Genomic DNA, 26,594 nt, shown 5'->3' with positions numbered 1-26,594 from the left:
AGAATTTAAGACTACTGTTTCAAAAAATGCAAATATTACTAGCTTTAGCCATAAATATTGCTAATAGTTCCCAGACTACGTTCACAATCAAAAGCTAGGTTATGACGTGCCTATTCCTTTACTCAACAGCAAAGTTAATTCAGATTGTGGTGCTGGGTCTTTGGCAATGACTAGCCAATACTTGAAAATACGCTTAAACCTCTACAGTTTGCGTAATTTAACGCCAGCAAGTCCTACAAGTGAATTTCACCAGCCTTTAACAGAAACAGCCCAAACTTTAGGATATGAAGCGTTATCAGTAAGGGCGAGTCTTAGTAAGCTGGACTCATACTATAACCCGTGGATAGCTCATTGTCAAGTAATTGATTGCGTAGTTGTCTGGAGAGATAAAGGCGATCGCATATTGATACCACCACTTAGCTCAATTGCCACTACATTTGTAATCTCAATTCTATAAATCTGTTAAATATTCATATCATAATTTTTTGCTGAATCAACTTAATAATGTTCTGTGTTAATTAGCTTTATATCTATTCTGAAATTCTCTAATCTTGTACAGACTTAGCCTGCAACACTTTTTGAGTAAATTTATCCATTTGCGGATCTTTTTCTTGACTCAAATAAGGCTCGTGATAACTATTTATTTATATTATCCCTAACCAGTAATTTCCTTTTACAACTGGTCTATTTTAGAATGACTTACTGCTCGTTATGAAATATTTACGAGCAGTTGACAGTGATTATATTTAGATGCGCTAAAGCTAGAGTCTTTGCAAGCCAATAAAGACAAGTCTAATAAGTATCATTATCTAATCGAACTTATTGAAAAATAAGTTCAATCCTATTGCTATGAAAGGTTTTATTCTCTATCGACTAATATTTTTGCAAGTTGTTTTACATTCTATTTAATGGTATTGTTTTTTAGTTACTCGACAATAATAAAGGTTTTAAAATGATATCGGGTGAGGGGTAAGACCCCTCAAGAATTAGCAAAAGAGGACAAAACTAAAAGCTGCACAATACACAAGTAAGTATAGGAATATATTCAGTAAATTTGACCTATAAATATACTAGATTAGTAGATGACAGCAACGAGAAAAAATAGTATAAATACGAATGGTGTTGCTAACGCTCAATGATAATTATATTTTCTCTCTTAGTCTAAAAAAATATGCAAACTTCCCGGAAATTGCCTAATCCAACAGTAGTAAGAAATATAAGCGTGTGAACCAAGAAAATTTATTTACTTATGGATTTTTATCCCTTGTAAACATCAAACACCGCTCCACTGCTGATAATTTGCCACAAGCAATTCAAGATTTGCAAAAAAGCTAGTGCAGTTTGTACACCTCAATTGAAACATCAACAATCGCAGAGAAGAAAATAGTTTACTTCACCCAAAATAACTAAACACTATGATGAATCAAGACCTTGCTGGTATTAGTAGTAACTTAGATAAGACAGTGAAAGCTCAACAATTTGACAAAGTAGTTGAAGCAATTCTTGCTGGAAAGTATTCCTGGGCATGTGTTTTAATGCTGCGATTTGGTGGTTATAATCCTCTGCATTACATTCCATATCGCACCTACAATCGATTGCTCAAAGAGAACTCTCAAGCCGATAGGACAAAAAAACAGCAAAGTGAAAATCTAAAAATGCTGAAACACGCTCATAATTCCCAGTCTGATAATAATGTTTCATCAGCTGCTTAAGCAAAATTAAAGACGTAGCTTATCTAGAAGTCGTTAGAAAGCAAAAAGCAGAACTCCGTGTTGGTAGTTTAGACCAGAGATTGACACAGCAAATTAACGAACATCAATCAAGCAAATCGCCATTAAAACCAGAAAATGTTCAAGACATTTCCTTGAAATCCTGTGGATTCAATTAAAAAGTATTTGGAATCAATAGATTCCGCTCTAAAGTTGATTACTGAAAGCCTGTTATGCTAATTTTAAATTTATAGCATGACAGGTTTTCTATAGCAGTATGAATTTGATAATATTTTGCAAAAATCTGCCAAAATGGCAAATATATACTAATGATATTGGTAAACTAATAACAACTACAACTTAAACCAAAATAGAGGTGATTTGGCAAGCAAGTTAATTTAAAAAATAAAATCAACGATTAGTTCTAACTACGAAATAAATCAAACTGATTACAAAAGTAGTCAGCATTTCATGGAGTAAATAACTCCTAGACCAAGACCAATAATCCAACTGTTACTAACTGGTGGTTCTTTTTCTGAGGAAGTCTCAGCAAAGAGAATTTGGCGAGGTGGATTCCCCCCAATCCAAATTTTACACAGCTTTCACTGACTGCAGACGGTGCGAGTAATGCTGATAAAACTTTCTATCCTGTGGTTGGTGTTGCTTTAGTTAATAAAGCAAACGCTTAACATCAATTCTAGGAACGGAAATAGAAAAGTTACGGTGAAATTGTTGTCCTTGGCTGGTAGAACTAGTAGCTCATACGCTTCTCTTTCGACTATTGTAATCCTAGTCCTCCCAACCTGGATTATCTTTGGTTTCTAAACTTTCAATTTATATAGCAACTACTGGAAGGTTCAAAACTCGAATAGCTTCCAGTTTTTTATCTATATATAAAAAAAATAAGGTGGGCAATTTGCCTACCTTATTTTTTATGAATACTAGATATTTAGTGCAATTAATCTAGAATCCTGTAGAGACGTAGCTGTGCTACGCCTCTACATTTTTTTCACTTCCATATTTAATGATTGATTAATTCAAAAATGAATTAAACCTTGGCTAATTCTGGAGTAGGACTCTTGCTGTTGCGAATTGCTGTAATAGCCTCAGCATAATCTTTAGCGTTAAACACAGCTGAACCAGCGACGATCGCATTGGCTCCCGCTTCCAAAACTTGCCAGGTATTATTTGCCTTCAGTCCCCCATCCACTTCAATCCAGGGGTCAAGACCACGTTCGTCACACATTTGGCGCAGCTTGCGGATTTTTGGTAATACACCAGGGATAAAGCTTTGACCACCAAAACCAGGGTTGACGCTCATAATTAGTACTAAATCGCACAAATCTAGAACATATTCAATTAGCTCTAGAGGGGTACCAGGATTAAGTACAACACCAGCTTTTTTACCAAGCTCTTTTATTTGCCCCAAGGTGCGGTGCAGGTGTGGGGAAGCATTATGCTCGCAGTGTACGGAGATAATATCAGCACCCGCCTTAGCAAATCCCTCTACATACTTTTCTGGCTCCACAATCATCAAATGGACATCCAGAGGCTTGGTTGTAATCGGACGAATCGCCTCCACAATCAGAGGGCCTATCGTAATATTAGGTACAAAACGACCGTCCATGACATCAACATGAATCCAATCCGCTCCAGCTGCATCTACGGCACGAATTTCGTCACCCAAGCGACTAAAATCGGCTGATAGGATAGATGGAGAAATTACAATGGGCTTTTGAGATAGGTTTTGGGTCATGGCTAGTGGATTTTTAAGCGTCCTCGTCTGTACGCATTGTAACAAAACATTGAACAAGACTCATAATTTTGATCCCGGTTTTTTGGGGAGTGGGGAGGCAGGGGAGCAGGGGAGCAGGGAACACAAGGGGACAAAAGTTAGATCCCCTTATCTTGTTGTCCTCTTCACCATACCCAATGACAAATGACAAATGACCAATGACTAAATAACTAATGACTAAAAAACTAACCTGGATATTTTGGGGATTAACTGCTTCTTGTCTGAGTGCGCCAGTAATTGCTTCAGCTTTAGAATCTGCACTAGGAACTAACGGCATTGATGCTCTGAAGCTACACAAATCTCCTTATAATTTAATCGGTCGTAAGATTGCTATTGGTCAAGTGGAAATTGGCCGGCCGGGAATGTTTGGGTGGGATAAGGCGGTGTCTAAAAATCGTGCCATATCTTTAGCAGCAGTTTTCTTACGCAATGAGCCAGCTAAGTCTAATAATGGTGTTGACCCGCACGCCTACAATGTCGCTGGTGTGATGGTGAGTCAAGACAAAGCTTTGCCAGGAGTTGCTCCAGGAGCGCGATTGTATTCGTCGGCGGTGGGTTCGACTAAAAACATGGGTCAGCCAGAAGAGTGCTTGTCGGCACAGCACATAGCGCTCCAAAATGGTGGCGATGTCCGTGCGATTAACTTTAGCTTTGGGGAACCTCTGAGCCGCGACCCTCGACCGGAAGCTACTTTAGACGGTAATGCTTTACTAACCTTATGTGTTGACTGGTCTAGTCGCGCTCATGATGTTTTGTATGCGATCGCTGGCAACCAGGGGAAAGGCGGTATTCCTATTCCTACAGATAATTTTAACGGAATAAACGTGGCTTTTTCATCCCGCCGAGGGGGAGTTTTTAACAAAGTAGACGTGGCTAATCTGGCGGGTGTTAACCAAGGGGTGAGTGGAAGACTAGCTGGAAGGGAATTTGACCTTGATGGGCGTCGCGCTATCAGTTTAGTTGCTCCTGGTAATAATATTCCTTTGCTCAATCCAGATGGCAAATTGAACAAGGTTACAGGTACAAGTTTTGCAACACCTCAAGTTACAGCCACCGTTGCTCTGTTGCAGGAACTTGCAGACCGACAGATGCGGACAAAACAACCCCACTGGAGCATTGATTCTCGGCGTCATCAAGTGATGAAAGCTGTATTGCTGAATTCAGCAGACAAACTTCTAGATAGTGGCGATGGTTTAAAGTTGGGAATGACTCGGACGCTAATTGATAAGCAAAATCAAAACTGGCTAGATTCTGATGCTTATAAAGATCCAAAGATTCCCTTAGATGCCCAAATGGGAGCGGGTCATTTGAATGTATTTCGCGCTTATCAGCAATTTAGTGCTGGTCAATGGCAAGCATCAGCTGCGGTGCCGGCTATTGGTTGGGATTATCGCACAGTTGATGTTGGAGCATCTGTTGACTATATATTAGCAAAACCGTTAAAGCAGGGAAGTTTTGTTGCTGTCACCCTGAGTTGGGATCGATTGGTAGAACTCAACGATAAAAATAAAAACCAGCAATATGATCTAGGCGAAAATTTTCGCGATCGCGGCTTAAATAATCTCGACCTATACTTAGTAAAAGCTGATGCTCAAAATTCTGAAGCTGGTGCTGTTTGCTCCTCAATCAGCCAAATTGATAGTGTAGAACATATTTTTTGCCCTGTTACTGCTACTGGCAATTACAAAATCCGTGTCCAGTTTCGTCAAAAGCTCAATGAAGCGACTCAACCCTACAGTTTAGCTTGGTGGAGTGTACCTATTAATTGAAATAGGGTAGCACAAATATCTGTGTAACAGCGTTTTTCTCGTTCCCATGCTCTGTGTGGGAACGAGATTTCCTGCCTCTGAGAAACGTTATTCGATCTATAAAAACCTAACAAAAGTGGTTATTTTATGATTACGTAGCTTACAATACGTTTATACGTAAAGATAAAAATTCTTAGAAATCAAAATTTTTATAAGTCGTCTGTATAGCCGTCTCAATAAGGAATTAGCAACTCCACAAGTTGTGTTTTATTACTCTGAGCTACTAATTTGCTGTTACGAAAACTGTAACAGTCCCAATTTTCTATTGGAGTAAATGCAATAGTTAATCATTGACACAGTATCTGCGTCAACTCTAAGCGTAAATCGGGAATCTTTGGCAAGTGAGGTAGCAGAATGAATCGCCATAAATTGAGTGATGCAAAAGAAAATTTCCTGCAAAGACGTTACGGTGTTAGTCTAGGCAGACGTTATGCTCTGGCAGCTGCAAGTGTCGTTTTATTCAGTGTATTAGGGTGTTCTCAAGTCGATAGTAATAAAAGTGCCCTTGCCCAATCTAGTTTACCTCAACCAGAAAATCCATTGCAAAAAAAAACAGTCAACACTGATACAAAAATAGTTGAGTCTAGCAATAAGTTTGGCTTCAAACTATTTTCAGAAGTTCTCAAAGCTGAGAAAGGTGAGAAAAATATTTTTATCTCACCTTCGAGTGTTGCGATCGCTCTTGCTATGACTTACAACGGCGCTAGCGGTTCGACTCAACAAGCAATGGCAAAAACCCTAGAATTACAGGGTATGAATCTACCAGAAATAAACTCTTCTTATGCGGCGGTATTAAAACAGCTTTTAGACAATTCGGATACGAAAGTGCAATTGAATATTGCTAACTCACTTTGGGCAAATCAAAATGTTAGCTTTGCGCCAGACTTTCTCAAGAGAACCCAAGACTTCTATCAAGCCAAAGTCAGCAATTTAAACTTTCAAAATGCCGCTGCATCTAGTATTATTAATAACTGGGTCAACGAAAATACTAACGGCAAAATCACTAAAATAGTTGATAAAATTGAACCAAATCAGGTATTATTTCTGATTAATGCCATATATTTTAAAGGTAATTGGAGTAACGAGTTTGACAAGAAAGAAACAGCTCCATACCCTTTTTACATCACATCTAACAGGCAAAAACAATACCCAATGATGTCACAAGAGGGTGATTATAAATACTATGAAAGCGAAAAATTTCAGGCAGTTAGTTTACCTTATGGGAAAGATGGTAAGATAAGTTTTTATATATTCTTACCCAAAAAGAATTCTAACCTCAAAGCGTTTTATCAAAACTTGAATGTTGAGAATTGGGAAAAATGGATGACTCAGTTCAACAATCAAAAAGGGTTTATTCGCCTACCCCGCTTCAAAACAGATTACGAGATTACACTCAATGATGCTTTAAAAACTTTAGGTATGGGGGAGGCTTTCAGCAACAAAGCCAATTTTTCTGGTATGGGTAAAAATTTTGCCATTAGCCAAGTTAAGCATAAAACTTTTGTTGAAGTGAACGAAGAAGGCACCGAAGCCGCTGCGGCTACTTCAGTGGGAATAGTAGCAACATCATTTAGAGAAGAACTAGAACCATTCCGAATGATTGTCGATCGCCCCTTCTTCTGTGCCATCAGGGATAATCAGACGGGAAACATTTTATTTATGGGTTCAATTATCGAACCACAATGAGAATAGACTTCTTGCAGAAGTCGAGAAAAGGGAAAATATAAAACCTTTACCCTTTACCCCTTCCTCTTTAACCTTTTCCCTGTTCCCACGAGAGTACAAAAAGCACTTTTGCAAGAGGTCTAATGTAGAAGGAATTGAAGACTTCATCTTTTAAAAAAGAACTTCAAAAAATAAAATCCTCAGTGAATATAAATGATTAATTTACATTCACTGTATGTGCGGATAATAATTTTTATAAGTCATTATCCGTAAAGGGAACTATCGATGGGGAAAATCTTTTTAGTGATGGGGCAAATTCTAACCTCGCGGCATAATCATCTGTTTGTGATAGCTCCAGCTCAATTGTTTGCTGCTCTTTTTCATCAAAAAGCAACTGAATTTGATAACTTGCCCAGAATTGTTCGCCTAGCTCATCTTCTAAATCAAAAGGCTGTTCTTCATCACCCCATATATTCGACCAAAGGACTATTTGATTAGCCCGAAAATGGTTTTGACTTTTTGTATCTCCAACTACAAAATATACTTCGACATTTAAATCAAATCCCAAATCATCGACTTCTGCTTCTGCTATCTGACAGCTAACGACAATTAAACTATCTGGGTTAATATCTACTACCTGCTGTTGGCGTTGTAATAATTCTTGAAATACAAAATTAGGTAATAACTTTGAACTCTCCTCAAGTAGGTTTTTTTGAGTTTCTGGAGAGTAACGAGTTTTTAATTCTTGCGCGATCAAATTTAAAATATCTTCACTAGCTAAATTGACAACTATCTGTTTGTCTGCGGGATTAAGGAAACATCCTTGATTAAGATTAATGTGTTTTTTAATTGGCATAGTTCTCTAAAATCCTTTGAATGCAAACGAATAATTCACAAATAAAGTTCAAACAAAGGTAAGGAATAAATATTACTTTAGCTTCTGTTCTATATTTTTAGCAAGACAACAAAACCATGACTAAAGTCATAGATCAAACATACACAAGATAAACAATAGTTGTTAAATTAGTAATGATTTGCAATAATTGTCCAGTTAAAAGATTCGATTTCTATCGGGGCTTGTGACTGATTTTTCTTACTCTTTCAGCAACATCGTTTTCTTATGTGTAGATTAATTGGCTATCTTGGTAACGCCATCCTCTTAGATGAGTTGCTGTATAAACAAGAGCATTCGCTCTACAAACAAAGTTACAGTCCTTTGGAATTAAAATCAGGAGTAGTTTGTGGAGACGGAGTGGGTGTAGGCTGGTACGACGAAGTGGGTAAACCCTTTATTTACCGAAATACTATCCCGCTGTGGAACGAGCCGAATCTAGAAGAGTTGAGCAACTATGTACAATCCAGTTGTACTGTAGGCTATGTCCGATTAGCTGGAATAGGTGAATCCCTCGACATTAGCAATTGTCAGCCATTTCGTAGTGGGAAACTTTTGTTTGTGCACAATGGCGAGATATCAAACTTTCAACAAACTCTTTGTAGACCAATACGTGAGAGCCTTTCTGATTCCACTTACCGCCTGATTAAAGGTACGACTGACTCTGAACACATCTTCGCCCTACTAGTGGAAATATGGCAGTCGTCTCCAAAGAGCACTCTGTTGTCAGCATTAAATGCCACACTTCAAAAATTGACTAAGTTGGCATCAGAACACAACACCAGCTTTAGTGCCAATGTAATTGTCAGTGATGGTCAAGCAGTTGCAGCAATTCGCTATGCTTATCGCACACAAGCACCTACTCTTTATTGGTCTTACGATCAACTCAAGCAGCCAAACCAAGTTATTGTTGCTTCTGAGCCTTTATCCAATAACCAAAATTGGACTGCTTTTGGTGAGCAAAGTGCGCTATTTGTTGAAGCCCAGTCATTACAGCCAACAATTAGCCTGTTGGAGAGATTTGTTCCCATTGGGGTTTAAATAAGCATTGCGATTTTGTGGAAATTGAGCTTTTCTCTCTAAAGTTGGTGCGATGCTAAACAAGCATTACTGTTACTTGTGCCAAAAGACAACACTTGGAGGCAAGTCAGAGAGACAACAGAAATCATCCGTCCTTTCAGCTCCTTTGGGAGCTAGCGTCACCGATAGCGAACGCGAGTGCGTCTTGTAGAGAAGCGTTAGCGAGTCATCGGTGACGCAATCATCATTTCTTTATGGCTTCCTTGTACTCTGTCCACCACTATACTTACGCAAGCTGAAGCGATCGCATACCATTGGTGTCAACTTAAGCTGAAACTCCTTTAAAACCTTGTTTCCAGCCTCTGGTTGGAAATGCACTTCAATTGCGGCTCTGCCGCCAGCAAGGGAGGCGGAGCCTCTAGGACGGCATTCCCAGTCGGAGACTGGGAACGAGACAATATCTAAAAGCTTGTTCTAGGGTGGCTTTCACGTTAAGTTGACACCAACGATCGCATACTTACTTAGAATTCGTAAAAAATGCCCTGTTGCCTGATTCAATCCAATTTCAATTACCCTGAACGATCCAAATAGTTTTATGATTCTCTACGAAAGCATATTTGAAATTATTCTAGGTCTAACACCAAAATATTCTCAAGCTGATTCTGGAACGTGATAAATCACCTTTAGGTGATTCGTGCAATACTGGTTTTGAACCTTCTTCCAGGGTCAAATAAAGTACAGGGAGATGCAAAAGTATGGCTGAACACTCATTTCATGACCAACTGAGTTTAGAAGAACAAACTGAAAAACTCGGCAAGCAAGCAGTAAACTTGGGTTTGATTCCCAGCTTTGTGGTGCATTACTTTCCTGATACCTGGGTATTTTATATACCCAATGAAACTCAATCGGAACCGCTGACACCAGAAGAGGCATACTTTCGTTTAAAGCAACTGGTTAAACAGTAGATATTTTAACGACGAATTTTTGAAGACAACGGCTAGACACTGCAATTGTTAAGTAACAGTAGTTATGGCGAAACCAGCAATTTTAACCGTCGATGACGATCCAGAAGTATTGCAAGCGGTGTCACGAGACTTGCGTCATCAGTATGGCGATCGCTTCCGCATTGTCCGGGCAGATTCAGGTATCACGGCTCTGGATGTAGTGCAGCAACTAAAATTGCGGAATGAAGCAGTTGCTCTATTTTTGGTGGATCAACGTATGCCCCAAATGGGAGGCGTGGAGTTCCTGGAACGGGCAAAAGACATCTTTCCCGATGCGAAACGCGCTTTGTTGACGGCCTATGCAGATACGGATGCTGCGATTAAATCGATTAATAGTGCCAGACTTGATTATTACTTACTCAAACCCTGGAATCCACCAGAAGAGAGGCTATATCCGGTTTTAGATGATTTGTTAGATGACTGGCTAGCTGGATTCCGCCCACCCTTTGAAGGCATTCGAGTCATTGGTAATCGCTGGTCGCCTTTTTCACATCAGGTGAAAGATTTCCTGGCACGTAACCAGGTTCCGTTCAAGTGGTTAGATATTGAACTAGAACCGGATGCCGCAAAACTGGTGGAATACGCCCAAGCTGATTGTAGACAGCAATTACCATTGGTGCTGTTTCCCGATGGTTCCCGATTAATTCAACCATCTAATTTAGAGATTGCCGCCAAAATTGGACTGCAAACTCAGGCAGAGCGTCCCTTCTATGACTTAGCGATCGTCGGTGCTGGCCCTGCCGGACTGGCCGCTGCCGTCTATGGCGCTTCTGAGGGATTGAGTACTGTCTTAATTGAACGTGAAGCGCCAGGAGGCCAAGCAGGTACGAGTTCGCGGATTGAGAACTATTTGGGGTTTCCTATTGGCTTGAGTGGGAGTGATTTAGCAAGGCGGGGAGTCACCCAGGCGCGGCGATTTGGGGTAGAAATTCTTACTCCTCAAGTAGTAACTGGGGTTCGACTGGAAGATCCTTATCGGGTTCTGCAATTGGCAGATGGTAGCGAGATTAGTTGCCATGCACTTTTAGTTGCAACCGGCGTTTCCTACCGTTGGCTAAATGTTCCAGGAGCAGAGAAGCTCACAGGAGCAGGAATTTATTATGGTGCTGCTATGACTGAGGCGATCGCCTGCGCCAACGAAGAGGTTTACTTGGTAGGCGGGGCAAACTCTGCTGGACAGGCAGCAATGCACTTTTCTAAGTATGCCAGCAAAGTGATTATGTTAGTGCGGGGTGAGTCACTAGCATCAAGTATGTCTCAATATTTGATTGACCAAATTGCTGCAACTGAAAATATCAAAGTTTGCACGGGTTGCAGCGTCGTGGAAGTGAAGGGAGAGGAACATTTAGAAGCAATTGCGATCGCCCACGCCAACACTGGACAAACCGAAACCGTGTCGGCGCGATCGCTGTTTATTTTCATCGGTGCTAGCCCCAAAACTGATTGGCTCGATGGCGTTATTCAACGCGATGCTCAGGGGTTTATCATCACAGGGCCAGACTTGCTACATAATGGCAAATCTCCTCGTGGTTGGTCTTTAGAACGCTCTCCTTTCTTATTAGAAACCAACATTCCCGGAATCTTCGCAGCCGGAGATGTGCGCTATGGCTCAATTAAACGGGTGGCATCCGGTGTCGGAGAAGGTTCAATTGCCATTCAATTTGTTCACCGCTACCTAAGTAATGTTTAGCGAAAGCAGCCAATACTAAGCTGTATAAAATCTACAAACCTTCTCCTCTGCTCCCCTGCCCCCCTGCCTCCTGCCTCCTTCACTGACTTGCGTTGATCCCAATTACCCCGATGATGATTAAGGAGATCGACACAAGTTTGATGAATGTGGCAGATTCGCGAAACCAAATAATACCAATAAGAGCTACTAGAATAGTTCCTAATCCAGCCCAGACAGAATAGGCGACACTTACTTCAAGTCGCTTGAGGGCAAAGGTCAAAAAAGTAAAACAAAGTCCATAGAAGACAAATATTAATACTGAAGGAACTATTTTAGTAAATCCCTCCGATAATTTCATACAAGTTGTGCCTGAAACTTCAAAAAGAATTGCAATTATAAGGTAAATCCAACTTATTAACATATTTTTTGTAAGTGGTTTGTTAAGAGCAACTGCCCTAAAAATAGAATAAACAGTCCTGAAGTAACTCATTAAAAATTTTTACCAGTGTAATATCAATTCTCCATGAAGATGCTTTGGAGGGAAGGCGTAGCCGGGAGATAAATATATGCAGCTTCACAAAGAAACGTATGGGTGTTCCAACATTTAAAAGCAAACGTGCAGTAGTATAATTGAGGCTATTCCGGGGCTTTATGGCGATGAAATTGCTCAAGTATTAGGGCAACATCTGCTGTAGTGTGATTGTGTTTTTGTCCTACTAATGGTACGAGAGATGACGGCTCAATTTGAATACAGCACTCTTGCCAATCCACAGGATATTCAGCAGCTGATATATATCCTTGAGCAGTGTTTCATCAGCGGATTTGGTGGCGAGGAAGCTTATGTTAATCTCATTGGCGTAGAAAATTTCCGTATTATTCGGGGATTTGGGCAATTAGTTGGTGGATTGGCAACTCTGGATATGGGTCAGTGGTGGGGTGGTGTGCGCGTACCAATGACAGGAATTGCCGCAGTGGGTATTGCTCCAGAGTATCGCGGTTCGGGAGCTGCGATCGCTCTCATGCAGCAGACGCTCAAAGAACTTTATGCTAGAGGTATACCGCTCTCTGCTCTTTATCCAGCTGTGCAAACTCTGTATCGAAAAGTCGGGTATGAGCAAGGGGGTAGCTGGTGTAATTGGGAAGTTGCTACTAGGAATATCCAAGTGCGAGAGCAATCCCTACCTTTGCAACCTATAGTGAATATCAATCATCAAGTCTTTCATCAACTATATCAGCAGCAGGCGAGACAAACGCATGGATATTTAGACCGACATCCTGCAATCTGGGAGCGGTTAATTCAACCAGATGAGAAGGAAACATTTTACGCATATTTTATCGGTACAAAAGAGAAACCCGAAGGCTATATCCTCTTCAGTCAACATTCAAAAGAGGATGGCGCAATCCTGCGAATCAAAGATTGGGTAATTCTCACAGTTGCGGCTGCACAAACATTTTGGTCTTTTCTTGCCAGTCATCGCTCCCAAATTGAACACGTGCGATGGAGGAGTTCTGTAACCGATTCTTTGACATTGCTGCTACCAGAGCAAACTGCCAAGCTCAGGCATACTATGCGTTGGATGTTGCGGGTAGTAGATGTAGTCAAAGCGCTAGAGATGCGAGGTTATCCATCGGGAATTGAAACTGAATTGCACTTAGATATTCAAGATAATTTGCTAGATGCAAACAATGGTAAATTCATTCTTTCTGTTGCCAATGGACGCGGTGAAGTTACAAAAGGTGGAAAGGGTGAGTTGCAGTTAGATATCCGAGAATTAGCACCACTATATACAAGTTTGTTCGCTCCCTACCATTTGCAAATAGCCGGAAAACTGCATGGCACAGAAACCGCTATTTCAGCAGCTACGCAAATATTTGCAGGTAGTTCTCCTTGGATGGCTGATTTCTTTTAACCTGAGCTGTCAACTAACCTTTTTTCGCGTTAGTTCAATTCTGTTCCTCTTGAGAGTCAAAGAGGGACAGTTTTGTGTAGTCAAACCAGCCAGAGAGATTAAATTCTCCCAACTTGGAGGTAATAAATAGCTCATAATTCGTATGTATTTATCCCGTCCCCATTTTGTCATGCTTCGTCAAAAAAGTAGGAAAATTGGGAAAAGTAGGATGTTTTGTATCAATCCTTGATTTCTCCTGTTCCGGTTTGATACATTACGTGTGCAGTCAATAGCTGCTGAATAACTACACGTCAAGGACATGATTTATGACTATCAATATCTTTGCAAAAACAGCCAACGACGAAAATCTGCAAGCTCCAGTATTAGAGGAACTTGATGACTCCCAAGTATCGGCAGTAGTCGGAGGCAAAGGCCATAATGACCATAACGAGAAAAGTTTATTGCAGATTGTGATTGGGATTGGGATTGGGATTTAGGTAGTAGTTTAGTTCGGGAAGGTGATTGTGGGGGTTGATTTGAGTTGTGTTGTGTGAGTACATAATATCTCACACCCGCAAATCAAACCTACAACCTCAATTTGCTTAGACAAACTTCTGTACCACTTTTGTTAGTTCAGGGCGTTCCGTTACCTGGCACTATTGCGGAATCGGCAATGCTAATTGACCAGGTAAGCATTTATTTGCGCTCTCAAGTGAACTTTATGACCAGCCAGCAGCTTACTGCCCCAGTAGGACTTGCTGGCTCTTTTAATCGGCAATGCGTTTTTAAGATTTGTGAGGATTGGCGATCGCCCTTTAAATGTGCAAGCAATACGTTTTTGAGATTTGTGAGTGCGATCGCCCTGCACCAAAAGTTGCAGTTAGATATCCGAGAACTAGCACCACTATATACAAGTTTGTTCGCTCCCTACCATTTGCAAATAGCCGGAAAACTACATGGGACAGAAACAGCTATTTCAGAAGCTACGCAAATATTTGCAGGTAGATAAAGCTTAAAACCATATTTATCCAAAGCCTTTTTGATTGCATATAGAAAGACCTCCCGACATTCTCGCTGCGCTAGGTTAAACTCGTGGTTGTTCAAATATAGTTAGAGAAGGTTAATTTTTGCAAGTCGATGCATCAAAGGTGCAGGTCAACAGACTTGTGTGTACACCGTAAGCAAGGGAGGTGGAGCCTCTAGGACGGCATTCTCAGTTTGAGACTGGGAACGAGACAATATCTAAAAGCTGGTTCTAAGCTGGCTTTCACTTCAAATCTATATGTATTAGGGTTTTAGTGAATAGGTTTTACTTTCTCTCTCTACAAAACAGAAGCTGGAAACATAATTAATCCTTCGCTCGTCCTTCCGCTAGATTAACAATTTCTGTTGTTGTCAACTCACACACAAATTAAACTGTCAGCAATTTACTTTAAATAAGTAATGATGATTTATCGTGCTTATCTAATCCCAAACCTCATTTGGTAAAAATAACTCAACGGGATTTATGACTTTTTCTCCGGAAGTTCAGCACAGTCATCAGAAAACAATCTAAGTAAACCTGATTAGTCGATCCTTACTTGCACACCCACATTCACAACATGAAATCACATCTACTGGCGATTGGTTTAAGCAGTTTGGTTCTAGTTGCAGGACAAGCTAAAGCCTCACAATTACAGTCTTGGTACTATGATTCTAGCCAAAACCAATTAGACTTAACTACCACTTCGGGAATAGAACCAAAAGCCTTTTTATTAGATAATCCTAATCGATTAGTGATTGACTTACCTGGAACTAATTTTAATTCCGATACTGTTAAACGAAGTTTTGGTAAGGCGGTAAAAGAAATTCGCCTCGGCAAACCAGACCCTCAAACCACTCGTTTTGTCGTCGAGTTAGCTCCTGGTTATGATGTTACTTCCCAAAATATATCAGTTAAAGGAGATTCCCGTTCTCATTGGAGTTTCAAATTCAATTCATTTAACCGCCAAAATAATCCCCTTGTTGGAGAAAATCGAGAAGATATTGCCATCAGATCCACAGATGCATCGACATTTGCTGGAGTTGTGAATCTTGGTCAAGAGATGGCTGGTATTACTTCTCAGATTCGCACTTTGTTAGCAAGTTATAAAACATTGAATCCGGGAATATTTTTCTTAGATTTAGATACAGGAAACTATATAGATATTAATGGCGAAAAAAGATTTGCTGCTGCCAGCACAATCAAGTTTCCCTTATTAGTGGCTCTTTTCCAAGAAATAGATGCAGGTAGAATTAAACTCACCGATAAATTAGTGATGCGGCGCGATTTAAAGGTTGGTGAATCTGGAATTATGCAGTACAAACCCATAGGCACTAAATTTAGCGTCCTAGAAACCGCTACCTTGATGATGACAATCAGCGATAATACCGCCACAAATCTAGTTCTCGATCGCTTGGGTGGTGCAGCAAAAGTTAGTCAACGTTTTCGTAGCTGGGGATTGCAAAATACAGCACTTCGGAATCTACTTCCAGATATCGGCGGCACAAATACAACTAGTTCCAAAGATTTAGTCAGATTGGCGGCGTTAGTTTCTAATAATCGTTTGTTATCCCCAACTAGCCGCGATCGAGTTTTAGGCATTATGCGCCGTGTCAAAACCAATAGTTTACTACCAGCAGGTATCGGTCAAGGAGCGACCATAGCCCATAAAACTGGTACATTGAGATTTATCATTGGTGATGCGGGTATTATTCAAATGCCCAACGGCAAAAGCTATTTAGCAGGTGTTTTGGTGCAAAGACCAAACTACGATCGCAGAGCAGGAGATTTTGTCCGTGAAGTTTCCAGAAGAGTCTATAATTACCTAGACAATACCAAAGTTAGCAATATAGAACCCAAATTTGGCGATGCCTCCGGCGGGCTACGCCTACGCATTCGTTAGTCAAGCGATCGTAACTACTAGTCCACCACATAAAGTTTGGTGGAGCAAGAGTGCTGAGTAATTTACTCTAAGGCAAGGTACTCACTACTCAGCATTGAGTAGGGTGAATAAGTTTGTAGTAAGGACTTTAGGTGATTTCCGACAAAGAAAATACCTGTGTTGGCGAGTTTCGACTTCTCTGCGAGACGCTACGCGTTAGCGGAGCTTTCGCTTTAGCGATACGCTCAACTCTCGATCTATCAGTTGGTTGAGCGAAGTCGAAACCAACGGCATCGGTATATTTATTCTTGTAAATCACCTTAGTCCTTGGCTTGAGGGCTTTAGCCCTCACTACTAACTTCGCAATTGCACCAAATCGCAAAAATAGGGACGTACATTTGTACATCCCTACATATCTATCTGTATTCAGGTATTTCGTCGTGAAATGAGATTAACTGAGGAAATTTGGTGTTCCACTATTACCACTCCTACCAACAGCAGGAATTTCCACTGTGTCATCTGTAGCTTTACCAGTGCCGTCATTGACAACATAATTAGTGTTACCCACATGTCCATTAGGGATAAACAATTGTGGATGGTCAAAGGGCGCTTTATCAAACCGAACTCGGTTATCAGTCAGCGCTTTTAAAAAGGCGACCAATTCCTGTTTTTCTACTGGTGAAAGATTTAGCGGTGGAAGTACTCCATAATCACCACCGCGATTGTAAAAATCAATCACTTGCTCTAAAGTCGCCTGACCTCCATTGTGGAAGTAGGGAGCAGTTAGTTCTACATTCCGAAGTCCTGGTGCTTTGAAAGCTCCGTTTGCAAACACAGGTTCACTGGAATTCAACGGTGGAGTAAGGGTTGGGGGGTTTTCGCCCAGGAGATTCTTAAATTTACCCAACTGAGCCAATCGTGCTTCTGAAAGCGGATTACGTTGACCGTTACTCTGCAAACCATCATAACCACCCAAACCGGGGTCGTCTGTGGCAGGTCTGACACCGATATTGAAGAAACCAGTGTCTTCTGGGGATTTTGGCCCAAACGGCGCACGTTTGATTCGTCCCTCTTTAGCCACGTTGCTGACTGAAGCAGCTGTTAATTCTAATCCACTGTGGCAAGCAATACACAGAGCTTTGCCCTCAAACAGTCCTTTCCCTCGTTGTTGCTGCGCGGTTAAGGCGCTGGTGTTTCCTTCTAAGTAGCGATCGTAGGGCGTATCATAGGAAATGAGCGTAGACTCGTACAATTGAACTGCCAGCCCAAAGAATAGCGAGAAGTTGTACTCTAGCAATGTGTACTCATTAGTCTTCAAAGAGCGATCGGGCCTTTTGACAATAGTCCGTTTACCGTCAGAGTCAACTTGGATGAGTCGATTAGAATTCCACCACTCCGGCTTGAAGGCATCTTGAATCATCTGCTCGTATGTTCTATCTTTAAGTCCAGGTTTAGGCGATCTACTATCTTTACCTAAAACGCTGTCTTGTGGATGCACAATCTGTTTACCTAGCGGTCTAAGAGGTAATAACTTTTTCGCAAGTTTTCGGGGGAGCTTTTTACCCTTACCAACGGTGAGAGGTGTTATGTCAATTCGCCCGAACTGATTACCGCCGAACTTATCACCAATTTCTTGAAAAGTCCGACCATCTGCGGATGACTCAAAGGAACTGAGTGGCGGCCCGACAGCTTGAGATGCCAAAGACGAGTTCTTGAGGCTGACTTTCACAAATTCTACATTAATTGGGTTTATAGCCTTGACGACAGCAGCATTAGGATCTCTTAAACCGAAAGGATTCACCCCATTAAAGATGTCTTGTGCCCTTCCATCCCAAAAGTTGCGAAAGTTGAATGCGGCATTAATCACGGTTGGCGTGTTACGCGGCTCAACGCGTCGCACATTTATACCTCCCACGTTAAACACCGAATCTGGCTCGGTTGTAACTTTGTCTTCTGCATTTCCAGGTGTGACATCCACAAACTTCGTATTGAAGATCCCCTGAGAAGAACTGACATCGTTACGGTCAGATACAACAGTCGTAGGATCGTTTGGGTTTGACAGCTTGTGGAAGGGAAAATCTCCTGGTTTGAGCTGATAGTTTGGTAGCCCGCCGACATTGAAAACTGAATCTGGATTCTCTGTACCATCGGCGTTGACCCGCAAAAGCCCAGGAGCAATCTGATTTTTGGATCTATTGTCAGCTCCAGCATGGAAGTGACAACTAGCACAGGAGGTCTTTCCATCGCTCCCAACCTGCATATCCCAAAAAAGAGTCTTTCCTAACTTGATTGCAGCTGTTTTGTCTCTTACGAAGTCTCCAAGATTGTCAGGTTCTGGAACCGATACGCTCTTGAGTGAAACTGGGGGTGGACCTGTAATCTTTGCTGATACAGTATTTCCAACTATTACTGCTGCCAGAATAATGACAGCAATTGTTATAGTCCTTGAAAATCTCGATCTCAAGTAATTAGGTTTGCCATATCTGAATTTCCACTGTTGCTGCTTTATTTTTGTCACCAAAGATTTGAGCAAAAATTGACCTCTTGAGGTCAGCAATAAGTAACTAGATAAGGCAGTCGTAAAGATTACTAAGCTGATTATGGGTATAATCCCCATAGTTGTATTATAAAGTAACACCGAGATAAAGTATACATTTCCGAGGAAGTTTGAAATTTAATATTCATGTAAAATGAACACGTAAATTACGAATTTTACGTGAATACAAAAAAACTCTTTGGGCTACGAATAATAAATTGAGTTAGATAAATTGGTTATCTTATATTGAATTTGCATTAATTAAACTATTAATATATTTTGTCGATAATAGTTTGATAAAATGTTCAGATATTTAAATTATATATAACTTACTTATCAGTCCTAATTTTTGGATATTTTAATGTTACTACATCAAAGTTCTGGTCGGTGGCGCTTAGGGCTAGCATTATCGCTATTGACGGTCTTATTATGGGGAATTTTACCTATTGCTCTTGCAGTAATTCTACAAGTACTAGATGTCTATACCGTAATTTGGTTTCGTTTTTTAGTATCATTTGTATTGCTTGCTATGTATTTAGGGATACGCGGCAAATTACCAAACTTAGAACAACTGCGCTTTGCTTCTGGAAAATTATTAGCGATCGCGACAATATTTTTAGGGATTAATTACTTTTCGTTTACCCAAGGTTTAGCATTAACATCGCCTGCTAACGCTGAAGTTCTCATTCAATTATCTAGTCTTTTATTAGGTTTTGGAGGATTAGTAATTTTTAAAGAACATTATCGGCTGTCTCAATGGATTGGCGTTAGTGTCATGATTTGTGGTTATCTTTTATTTTTTCGCGAACAACTAACAAATTTAATTACAGCACATGGCACATATATACTAGGTAGTGTTTTAATTGCGCTAGGATCGACAGCTTGGGCTATTTATGCTTTGGCACAAAAGCAGTTATTACAATCTTTATCTTCTACCAGCATCATGTTGATTATTTATGGAGGCTGTGCTTTATTATTCACTCCTCTAGCCAAAGTTAAATCACTTTTTATACTTGATACTTTCCATTTAGGAATGTTGATTTTTTGTGCCTTGAATACTTTAATTGCTTACGGTGCTTTTTCTGAATCATTACAACATTGGGAAGCATCACGAGTAAGTGCAGTAATAGCTTTAGCTCCCATTGTGACATTAATAGCAGTTGCGGTTGTATCTGTTATTGCACCTTCTTGGACACCACCAGAACACTTCACCCTCATAGCAATATTTGGAGCGGGTTTAGTAGTTACAGGTTCAGTTGCGATCGCTTTGGGAAAAGCGGATTAATCGCCATGTTTTTCAGGATTTTTACTGGATTTTTCATCTAGTGAATTTGTGGAATATTCAAAGCTACAACATAAATACTGAGGCAGACTATTTTTTATTTGTTATGATTTAATAGTGAAGGCAAACTACTTAAGTCAGTTGGATACTTTACCCATCTGCGTGACTTTGTAGGATTTGATTGTTAACTTTATAGCCGAAATATCCTTGCAAAAGAATTCAAAAATCAGAATTCAGGAGTCAGAATACATTACTAGGGAATTGGGAATCACTACTTTTTTTGACTACTAAATCTCAGATTTGGTGGAAATTTTAAACCCATTTATACCCATTATTTTCAGCCAGCTACATTCGCAAGTCATACATAATTCATCGTGAATTATAACTACTGACTCCTAAATTCTGTTTTGATAAAATTGAGGCTAATAACTTTAAAGAAACTAAGCAGGGCGCCCGAATAACTACCAAAGCCAACACCCGATAAAACCAGACCACCGAAACAGTTGAGCGATGAATAGTTTGTTTGGTAATTGGGCCAGCACCCTCAGAAAAAATTCTTTATTGCTGGTTCTTTCAATGGTGCTGCCAACATTTGGAATTAGTAATTCTGTTTTGGCAGCAGAGCGGATTTATGCATCTTATTCAGCTTTGGAGCTTTCCATTTCAGTCAAAACTTTAGAGAACTACGCCAAAACAGGTGTAATTAACGAAGACTTAGCAGCCTATCAGCGATATCTGCCTCTAGAACAGCTTCAAGAATTGCGGCGGATTTTGCTTAATCGTGTGAAAGTTAGTCCAGTAGTAGTTTCTCAACTTCTCTACACACCGCAAGGAGAATTTTTACTCCATCGCTTAACGCAAGTGATTAAAACCAGTCAACCAGGATTTGGTGCTTTGCGTTCGGCGCTAATTTTAGCCTCTGGTGAATCGGGAGGCTTGACACTTTTAAATGTGTTGCGTAAATATCCCACCAGCAGCATTCGCCTTGATGTCGCCGAGACTTTGGAAATAGCTACGGAATTGGAGAAACTTGTTAACCAAACCCATCAGGCGATCGCAGCTGTTTCCCAAAGGTCTAAAATAGAAGCTGATGGCATTTCTCAACCCAATTTCTCGCAATTGCCCGATTTAAAGCTTCCGGGAAAATTTAAGTCGCAAAAATACATCCTGAAGTTTTTCGACTCAACCCGCAATCGGCTTTTATTGACTGATGTTTATATTCCCAATGTCCAGAAGACTGCACCGATAATTGTCATTTCTCACGGCTTGGGTTTAGACAGCAGTAACTTTCAATATTTGGCCACTCATCTAGCTTCTTACGGATTTGCTGTCGTTGTTCCCAATCACCCTGGTAGTGACGCGAAACAATTGCGTTCTCTGCTAAAAGGACACGCTATTGAAGTAGCAGAACCAAGCGAATTTCAAGACCGACCTTTGGATGTAACATATATACTGAATCAATTGCAAAAAGGTAATCAATCTGATTCACGGTTTAAAGGTCGCCTAAATCTGCAACAAGTCGGAGTATTTGGTCAATCTTTGGGAGGCTACACAGCCTTAGCCCTGGCAGGCGCTAAAATCAACTTTGAGCAGCTAAAACAAGACTGTCAACCAGCAGCACTACAAAATACCTGGAATATGTCTTTACTGCTCCAGTGTCGCGCTTTAGAATTGAGCATTAGCAAGTCTGGCAAAGATTATAACCTGCGGGATGAGAGAGTAAAAGCTGCGATCGCAGTTAATCCCATTACTAGTTCGATTTTCGGCAAAGCTGGCTTAAGTCAAATTAAAACTCCAGTGATGATTGTCAGCAGTAGTGATGATACAGTTGCACCAGCTTTATCCGAGCAAATTGTACCTTTCTCCTGGTTGGCAAATTCCCAAAAGTATCTCGTCATGCTTGTTGGTGGTACACACTTTTCCACCATTGGCAATGCAAACCCTGCAAATCAACAAGTAGCATTACCTGCTGATATGATTGGCGATGCTTCTCAAGCACGTCGTTACATGAATGTTTTAAGTTTACCTTTCTTCCAAACATACATTGCAGTCAAGCCGCAATATACACCGTACCTGAACGCCGCTTACACTCAAAGCATTTCTAGTAAGTCTCTTGGTTTGAGTCTCGTCAAGTCATTGAATACAGCCGAATTAGCACAATTATTGGATATCAAAGGAGCCAAACTCGTAAAAAAAAAGTTCCCAACACCATAGTCAGCTTCGGATTTTGGATGTTGGATATTGGTGTTGCATTACTGCATGTGATGATTTTTATTTGATTTGTACAGTTAGCCCTCAAGTTATTGGTAGGGGCAGAGTTTTGAATCTGTCTGTAGAGTGGTAGAAGCACTGAAGACAAGACTTTGTACTACAAAATACTACAAATTGAGGTAAGCCAATGAAACCAATCAAGGTAGCGGTTGTTGGTGACTATCACCCAGTGTTTCCACCTCAAGCCACATTGGGCGTAGCGCTCCGTCATGCCGCAGCAGTTCTTGACCTAGAAGTTACAGAAACATGGATACCAACAGAAACTCTTGCCAAGCCTAATGCAAGTGCAATGTTGCAGGATTTTGATGGCATCTTTGGCGGGCCAGGAGATGTTCGGGAATTGGAAGGAACGCTCCAAGGAATTCGCTTCGCTCGTGAAAATGACAAGCCCTATTTTGGAACATGTGCTGGATTTCAGTATGCGGTTATTGAGTTTGCCCGCAACGTATTATGGATTGCAGATGCTACCAGTGCTGAATTCGAGCCATCTGCTGCTCGATTAATTCTGACTCCGCTTGCGTGTAACATTGCAGGAAAGAAGATGACTGTCAATATTCAACCCAACAGTCTTGCTCGCGATCTCTACAGCAACAACGCAGCAGTTGAGGAATACTTCTGCCACTTTGGAATCAATCCGATGTATCGTGATGCTCTGATTGAGGCAGGTATGCAGATTTCTGGCACAGACCAAGATGGTGAACCTCGGATCTTGGAGTTACCAGCTCATCCCTTCTTTCTAGCAAGTTTGTTTGTGCCGCAAACTTCGTCAACTCCTTCTAAACCTCATCCACTCATCAGTGGTTTTCTTGCAGCTTGCGCTAAGTTGCTAGTGAAAACGGGCTAACAATGTGATGGAGACTTGTCAGGTATATTACGATAGTCAAGCTTTTCACCGTATTTAAGACGGCAGTGACTATTAGACTCAGTAGGAGCAATAAATATGCGTGTAAATCATAACTAGCTATACGTACATGATATTACAGCTTCTATAACGTACCGAAAACTATCTTCTAATTATTTGCGCTTACCTACTTATTGTAAAAACCGTAACAAGCCCAATTGATATACGATCGCATTCATACTTCTCGACCTATACTTTAAAGAAATATGACATTTAATTACGCTATTTTAAAAACTAGCTTTACATAAGTTCAGTTATGAGCCAGCCGGAATATACTACAGCCCAAGCTACTGCCCTAACAAACCACGATCGCAAACCTATTCACATACCTGGCTCCATTCAACCTCATGGCATTCTCCTGGCACTCAGTACTCAGCTAGAGATACTGCAAGTTAGTAACAATACTCAAGTATATTTGTGCAAAGCTCCAGAAGATTTACTCGGTCAACCTTTGAGCTATTTACTTGAACCTCAGCCAGTGGAAATTGTCAAGCAGTGCTTAGTAAAAAAGGTTGGCAGCGCTAATGCGTTTAAAGTATTAATAAATACTTTGTATGGAGAAATATACTTTGATGCTATTGCTCATCGTACAGAAGAAGCTGTAATTCTGGAGCTAGAACCAACTGACTCGGAATTTGAGGTGAGTTTCTTAAACTTTCATAGTTTTGCGAGTGAAGCGATCGCTAAAATGCAAAGGACATGCAATCTGGGAGAATTTTTGCATTTAGTCGCACAAGAAGTCCAAAAAATCATCGGTTTCGATCGGGTGATGGTCTATCAATTTGACGAGTCAGAAGCGGGTTCTGTTGTTGCAGAAGTTAAACGGGAAGATTTATCACCTTATTTAGGACTCCACTATCCTGCTACAGATATTCCAGCGCAGGCTAGGGAGTTATACACGCGCTGCTTTCTCCGATTTCTTCCCGATTTGACTGCCGAACCTGTCAAACTAGTTCCAACGGAAAATCCGACAACACATCAGCATCTTGACTTAAGCTACTGTCTGCTACGGAGTTTTGATTGGTGTTGTACTCAATATCATCAAAATATGGGGGTGAAGGCTCTTTTGGTGATTTCAATTATTCAAGAGCAGAAGCTTTGGGGATTAATATCCTGTCACCATCAAACACCAAAGTATATTTCTTACGAAGTCCGCAAGATGTGCGAATTTTTAGGACAGATTGCGTCTTCAGAATTAGCACATAAAATTAGTCACTCGGAATGGGATTATAAAGTAAAACTCAAATCGCTACAGTCTGAGTTTCTAGAATCTATTTCCCAAGCAGACAATTTTATCGATGCTCTAATCAAACCGGAAATTCGCTTGCTCGATCTTGTTAGTGCTTCTGGAGCGGCAGTTTGTCTAGATAATGAAATTACTCTTGTAGGAACAACACCAAATATTGATGAAGTTCGGGCACTCATTGAATGGGCAGACACCCAAGTTAGTGACAACCTATTTTCTACTAATTCTCTGCCGAAGCTTTACTCAGAGGCACTGATATTTAAAGATACTGCTAGTGGCTTGTTGCTACTGCGGATTTCTAAAATTCGGCGCTATTACATCCTTTGGTTTCGCCCGGAAGTTATCCAAACAGTACACTGGGCAGGAAATCCACAGGAATCCATGCAAGCACAGGCAGATGGTAGCTATATCCTGTCTCCACGAAAATCCTTTGAACAATGGCAAGAAACGGTTAGATTAACTTCTCTACCCTGGAAACCTTGCGAACTTGACAGTGCGATCGCTTTGAATAATGCGATCGTTGGTATTGTACTCTCGAAAGCAGATGAATTAGCTAAAATTAACCTGGAGTTAGAGCGCAGCAACCAAGAACTAGCATCTTTTGCCTACGCCGCTTCCCATGACCTCAAGGAACCTTTGCGAGGCATTTATAACTTCTCGACAGTGTTGCTAGAAGACTATGCCCAAGTATTAGATGATGATGGAATGGAGTGCTTGCAAACAGTAGTATCCTTGTCTGTACGCATGGAAACTCTGATTAATGCTCTATTGCGACTCTCGCAGCTAGGACAAGCACAACTACGCTTGCAAGCAACTGACCTCAACGAATTGCTCAACCAAGTAATTGATGTTTTTCGTGCTAGTCGCCAAGACTCTGGGCTTGTGGATATTCGCATTCCTCGGCCTCTACCAACAGTTTTGTGCGATCGAGTCTTGGTTAATGAAGTCTTCAGTAATCTGCTTGGTAATGCGTTCAAATACAACGATAAGGCAGAACAATGGGTTGAGATTGGCTACTTTTCTCAAGAAGAGGCAGGGCAGGGGAGCAGCACTTCTCTACGAGAGGCTGCGCTCAGTGACCGAGGAGAAGTTGCAGTAGGTCTTTCCCCTCTGCCTCTTGTGCCCAATACCCAATGCCCAATATTTTATATCCGCGATAACGGCATTGGAATTCCACAGCATCACCTAGAAACTATCTTTAGATTATTTAAGCGGCTTCATTCCCAGGAAAAATACGGTGGAGGAGCCGGTGCTGGACTAGCTATTGTTAAGAAGATTGTTGAGCTTCATAACGGTAAAATTTGGGTGAAATCTACTGTAGGCGTTGGCTCAATTTTTTATTTTACGTTGGAATAGTTTAAGATAATGACTAAATATATATTTTTGTTAAGCTCTTTTAAGACTACGAATGACAAAAAAACTTCATGAACCGCTGCTCGTTGTTGAGGACAGCAATGAAGATTTTCGGATGCTGCAACGTCTGATGCGGCGTATGTCCGTCCAGAATCCCATACACCGTTGTACTAATGGAGATGAGGTTTTAGAGTTCCTTTATCAAATGGGGAACGATGCCTACACTAAAGGCGAAGACCTACCTAACTCAAAAGTAGTATTACGACCCTCTGTAATCTTGCTCGATCTCAATTTGCCAGGTATTGATGGGCGTGACATTTTAGATCGGCTCAAGCAAGACAAGACTTTCAAGGGAATCCCCATCGTTGTTTTTACCACATCATCTAACCCCAAGGATATTGAATTGTGCTACCAAAAGGGCGCAAATGGATATCTGGTAAAACCGATGGATGCTCTGGAACTAAAAAAGACGATCCAGGCATTTGTAGACTACTGGCTTGAAGCCAATACGCCGCCTGTGTTGGATTAAGTTGTTTATTTTTTGTCGATCTAGCAGTCGGGGAAAAAGGATAATAAAGGAGACGGCTCAGAGGACACAGAGACATTTTCCTTTTTGAGTCACTGTGTCTGTTTGTCTCTGTTAGATTCCTT

The 26,594-nt window shown here is 40.9% G+C and carries 19 protein-coding genes and 1 pseudogene; 16 read left to right on the top strand and 4 right to left on the bottom strand.

The genetic code is table 11. The features are described 5' to 3' along the window. Positions 1-106: 106 nt before the first annotated feature. Positions 107-457 (top strand): cysteine peptidase family C39 domain-containing protein, encoded by a 351-nt coding sequence (locus tag V7K53_RS32100; RefSeq protein ID WP_335201524.1) that lies wholly within the window; start codon positions 107-109, stop codon positions 455-457. A 961-nt stretch (positions 458-1,418) separates the two neighbouring features. Then, positions 1,419-1,888, top strand: a pseudogene (locus tag V7K53_RS32095) (HetP family heterocyst commitment protein). 869 nt (positions 1,889-2,757) lie between these two features. Here the strand turns inward: V7K53_RS32095 and rpe are convergent. Further along, entirely contained in the window at positions 2,758-3,465 is a 708-nt protein-coding gene (gene rpe, locus V7K53_RS32090) for a ribulose-phosphate 3-epimerase (protein ID WP_094349276.1), read from the bottom strand. A 212-nt stretch (positions 3,466-3,677) separates the two neighbouring features. On the opposite strand from rpe, the gene V7K53_RS32085 reads away from it, so the two are divergent. Both V7K53_RS32085 and V7K53_RS32080 read left to right on the top strand, forming a co-directional pair. Next, positions 3,678-5,273: a S8 family serine peptidase gene (locus tag V7K53_RS32085; protein WP_335201523.1), complete on the top strand. Its 1,596-nt coding sequence runs from the start codon at positions 3,678-3,680 to the stop codon at positions 5,271-5,273. A gap of 393 nt (positions 5,274-5,666) precedes the next feature. After that, entirely contained in the window at positions 5,667-6,998 is a 1,332-nt protein-coding gene (locus V7K53_RS32080; RefSeq protein ID WP_335201522.1) for a serpin family protein, read from the top strand. Between the two features lie 232 nt (positions 6,999-7,230). Here V7K53_RS32080 and V7K53_RS32075 read toward each other — a convergent pair whose 3' ends face one another. Beyond that, a complete protein-coding gene (locus V7K53_RS32075) occupies positions 7,231-7,833 on the bottom strand; it encodes a hypothetical protein (RefSeq protein WP_335201521.1) in 603 nt (200 codons plus the stop codon). A gap of 264 nt (positions 7,834-8,097) precedes the next feature. Between V7K53_RS32075 and egtC the strand changes: the two genes are divergently transcribed. The 3 genes from egtC (at position 8,098) to V7K53_RS32060 (ending at position 11,583) form a co-directional block, all read left to right on the top strand. Further along, positions 8,098-8,910 (top strand): ergothioneine biosynthesis protein EgtC, encoded by an 813-nt coding sequence (gene egtC / locus V7K53_RS32070; protein ID WP_335201520.1) that lies wholly within the window; start codon positions 8,098-8,100, stop codon positions 8,908-8,910. Positions 8,911-9,644: 734 nt separating this feature from the next. Next, the gene (locus tag V7K53_RS32065; RefSeq protein ID WP_335201519.1) at positions 9,645-9,854 is read left to right on the top strand and encodes a hypothetical protein; all 210 of its coding nucleotides are present in this window, start codon (positions 9,645-9,647) and stop codon (positions 9,852-9,854) included. A gap of 64 nt (positions 9,855-9,918) precedes the next feature. Then, complete coding sequence (locus tag V7K53_RS32060; RefSeq protein WP_335201518.1) at positions 9,919-11,583, top strand: FAD-dependent oxidoreductase; 1,665 nt, start codon at positions 9,919-9,921, stop codon at positions 11,581-11,583. A gap of 79 nt (positions 11,584-11,662) precedes the next feature. Here V7K53_RS32060 and V7K53_RS32055 read toward each other — a convergent pair whose 3' ends face one another. Next, positions 11,663-11,983 (bottom strand): DMT family transporter, encoded by a 321-nt coding sequence (locus V7K53_RS32055; RefSeq protein ID WP_335201517.1) that lies wholly within the window; start codon positions 11,981-11,983, stop codon positions 11,663-11,665. A 310-nt stretch (positions 11,984-12,293) separates the two neighbouring features. Here V7K53_RS32055 and V7K53_RS32050 point away from each other — a divergent pair, with 310 nt between their 5' ends. From V7K53_RS32050 to V7K53_RS32035, 4 genes are all read left to right on the top strand, one after another. Continuing rightward, positions 12,294-13,472 carry a GNAT family N-acetyltransferase gene (locus tag V7K53_RS32050; RefSeq protein ID WP_335201516.1) on the top strand — a complete coding sequence of 393 codons (1,179 nt, stop codon included), beginning with the start codon at positions 12,294-12,296 and terminating at the stop codon, positions 13,470-13,472. A gap of 305 nt (positions 13,473-13,777) precedes the next feature. Next, positions 13,778-13,948 carry a hypothetical protein gene (locus V7K53_RS32045; protein WP_335201515.1) on the top strand — a complete coding sequence of 57 codons (171 nt, stop codon included), beginning with the start codon at positions 13,778-13,780 and terminating at the stop codon, positions 13,946-13,948. Positions 13,949-14,049: 101 nt separating this feature from the next. Further along, entirely contained in the window at positions 14,050-14,460 is a 411-nt protein-coding gene (locus V7K53_RS34170; protein WP_442940521.1) for a sterol carrier protein domain-containing protein, read from the top strand. Positions 14,461-15,052: 592 nt separating this feature from the next. Next, positions 15,053-16,375: a serine hydrolase gene (locus V7K53_RS32035; RefSeq protein ID WP_335201514.1), complete on the top strand. Its 1,323-nt coding sequence runs from the start codon at positions 15,053-15,055 to the stop codon at positions 16,373-16,375. 430 nt (positions 16,376-16,805) lie between these two features. On the opposite strand, the gene V7K53_RS32030 is transcribed toward V7K53_RS32035, so the two are convergent. Continuing rightward, on the bottom strand, positions 16,806-18,971 hold the full coding sequence (locus tag V7K53_RS32030) for a cytochrome-c peroxidase (RefSeq protein ID WP_335201513.1): 2,166 nt from the start codon (positions 18,969-18,971) through the stop codon (positions 16,806-16,808). Between the two features lie 280 nt (positions 18,972-19,251). Here V7K53_RS32030 and V7K53_RS32025 point away from each other — a divergent pair, with 280 nt between their 5' ends. The 5 genes from V7K53_RS32025 (at position 19,252) to V7K53_RS32005 (ending at position 26,472) form a co-directional block, all read left to right on the top strand. Continuing rightward, entirely contained in the window at positions 19,252-20,175 is a 924-nt protein-coding gene (locus V7K53_RS32025) for a DMT family transporter (RefSeq protein WP_335201512.1), read from the top strand. Positions 20,176-20,682: 507 nt separating this feature from the next. Then, on the top strand, positions 20,683-22,386 hold the full coding sequence (locus V7K53_RS32020; RefSeq protein WP_335201511.1) for an alpha/beta hydrolase: 1,704 nt from the start codon (positions 20,683-20,685) through the stop codon (positions 22,384-22,386). Positions 22,387-22,570: 184 nt separating this feature from the next. Further along, positions 22,571-23,287: a CTP synthase C-terminal region-related (seleno)protein gene (locus tag V7K53_RS32015; protein WP_335201510.1), complete on the top strand. Its 717-nt coding sequence runs from the start codon at positions 22,571-22,573 to the stop codon at positions 23,285-23,287. Between the two features lie 313 nt (positions 23,288-23,600). Beyond that, positions 23,601-25,946, top strand: a complete 2,346-nt coding sequence (locus V7K53_RS32010) for an ATP-binding protein (protein WP_335201509.1) — start codon at positions 23,601-23,603, stop codon at positions 25,944-25,946. A 52-nt stretch (positions 25,947-25,998) separates the two neighbouring features. Further along, a complete protein-coding gene (locus tag V7K53_RS32005; RefSeq protein WP_335201507.1) occupies positions 25,999-26,472 on the top strand; it encodes a response regulator in 474 nt (157 codons plus the stop codon). Positions 26,473-26,594 lie beyond the last annotated feature (122 nt).

The organism is Nostoc sp. (assembly GCF_036917355.1).
Classification (GTDB): Bacteria; Cyanobacteriota; Cyanobacteriia; order Cyanobacteriales; family Nostocaceae; genus Nostoc.
This window is presented reverse-complemented; position numbering and strand designations above follow the sequence as displayed.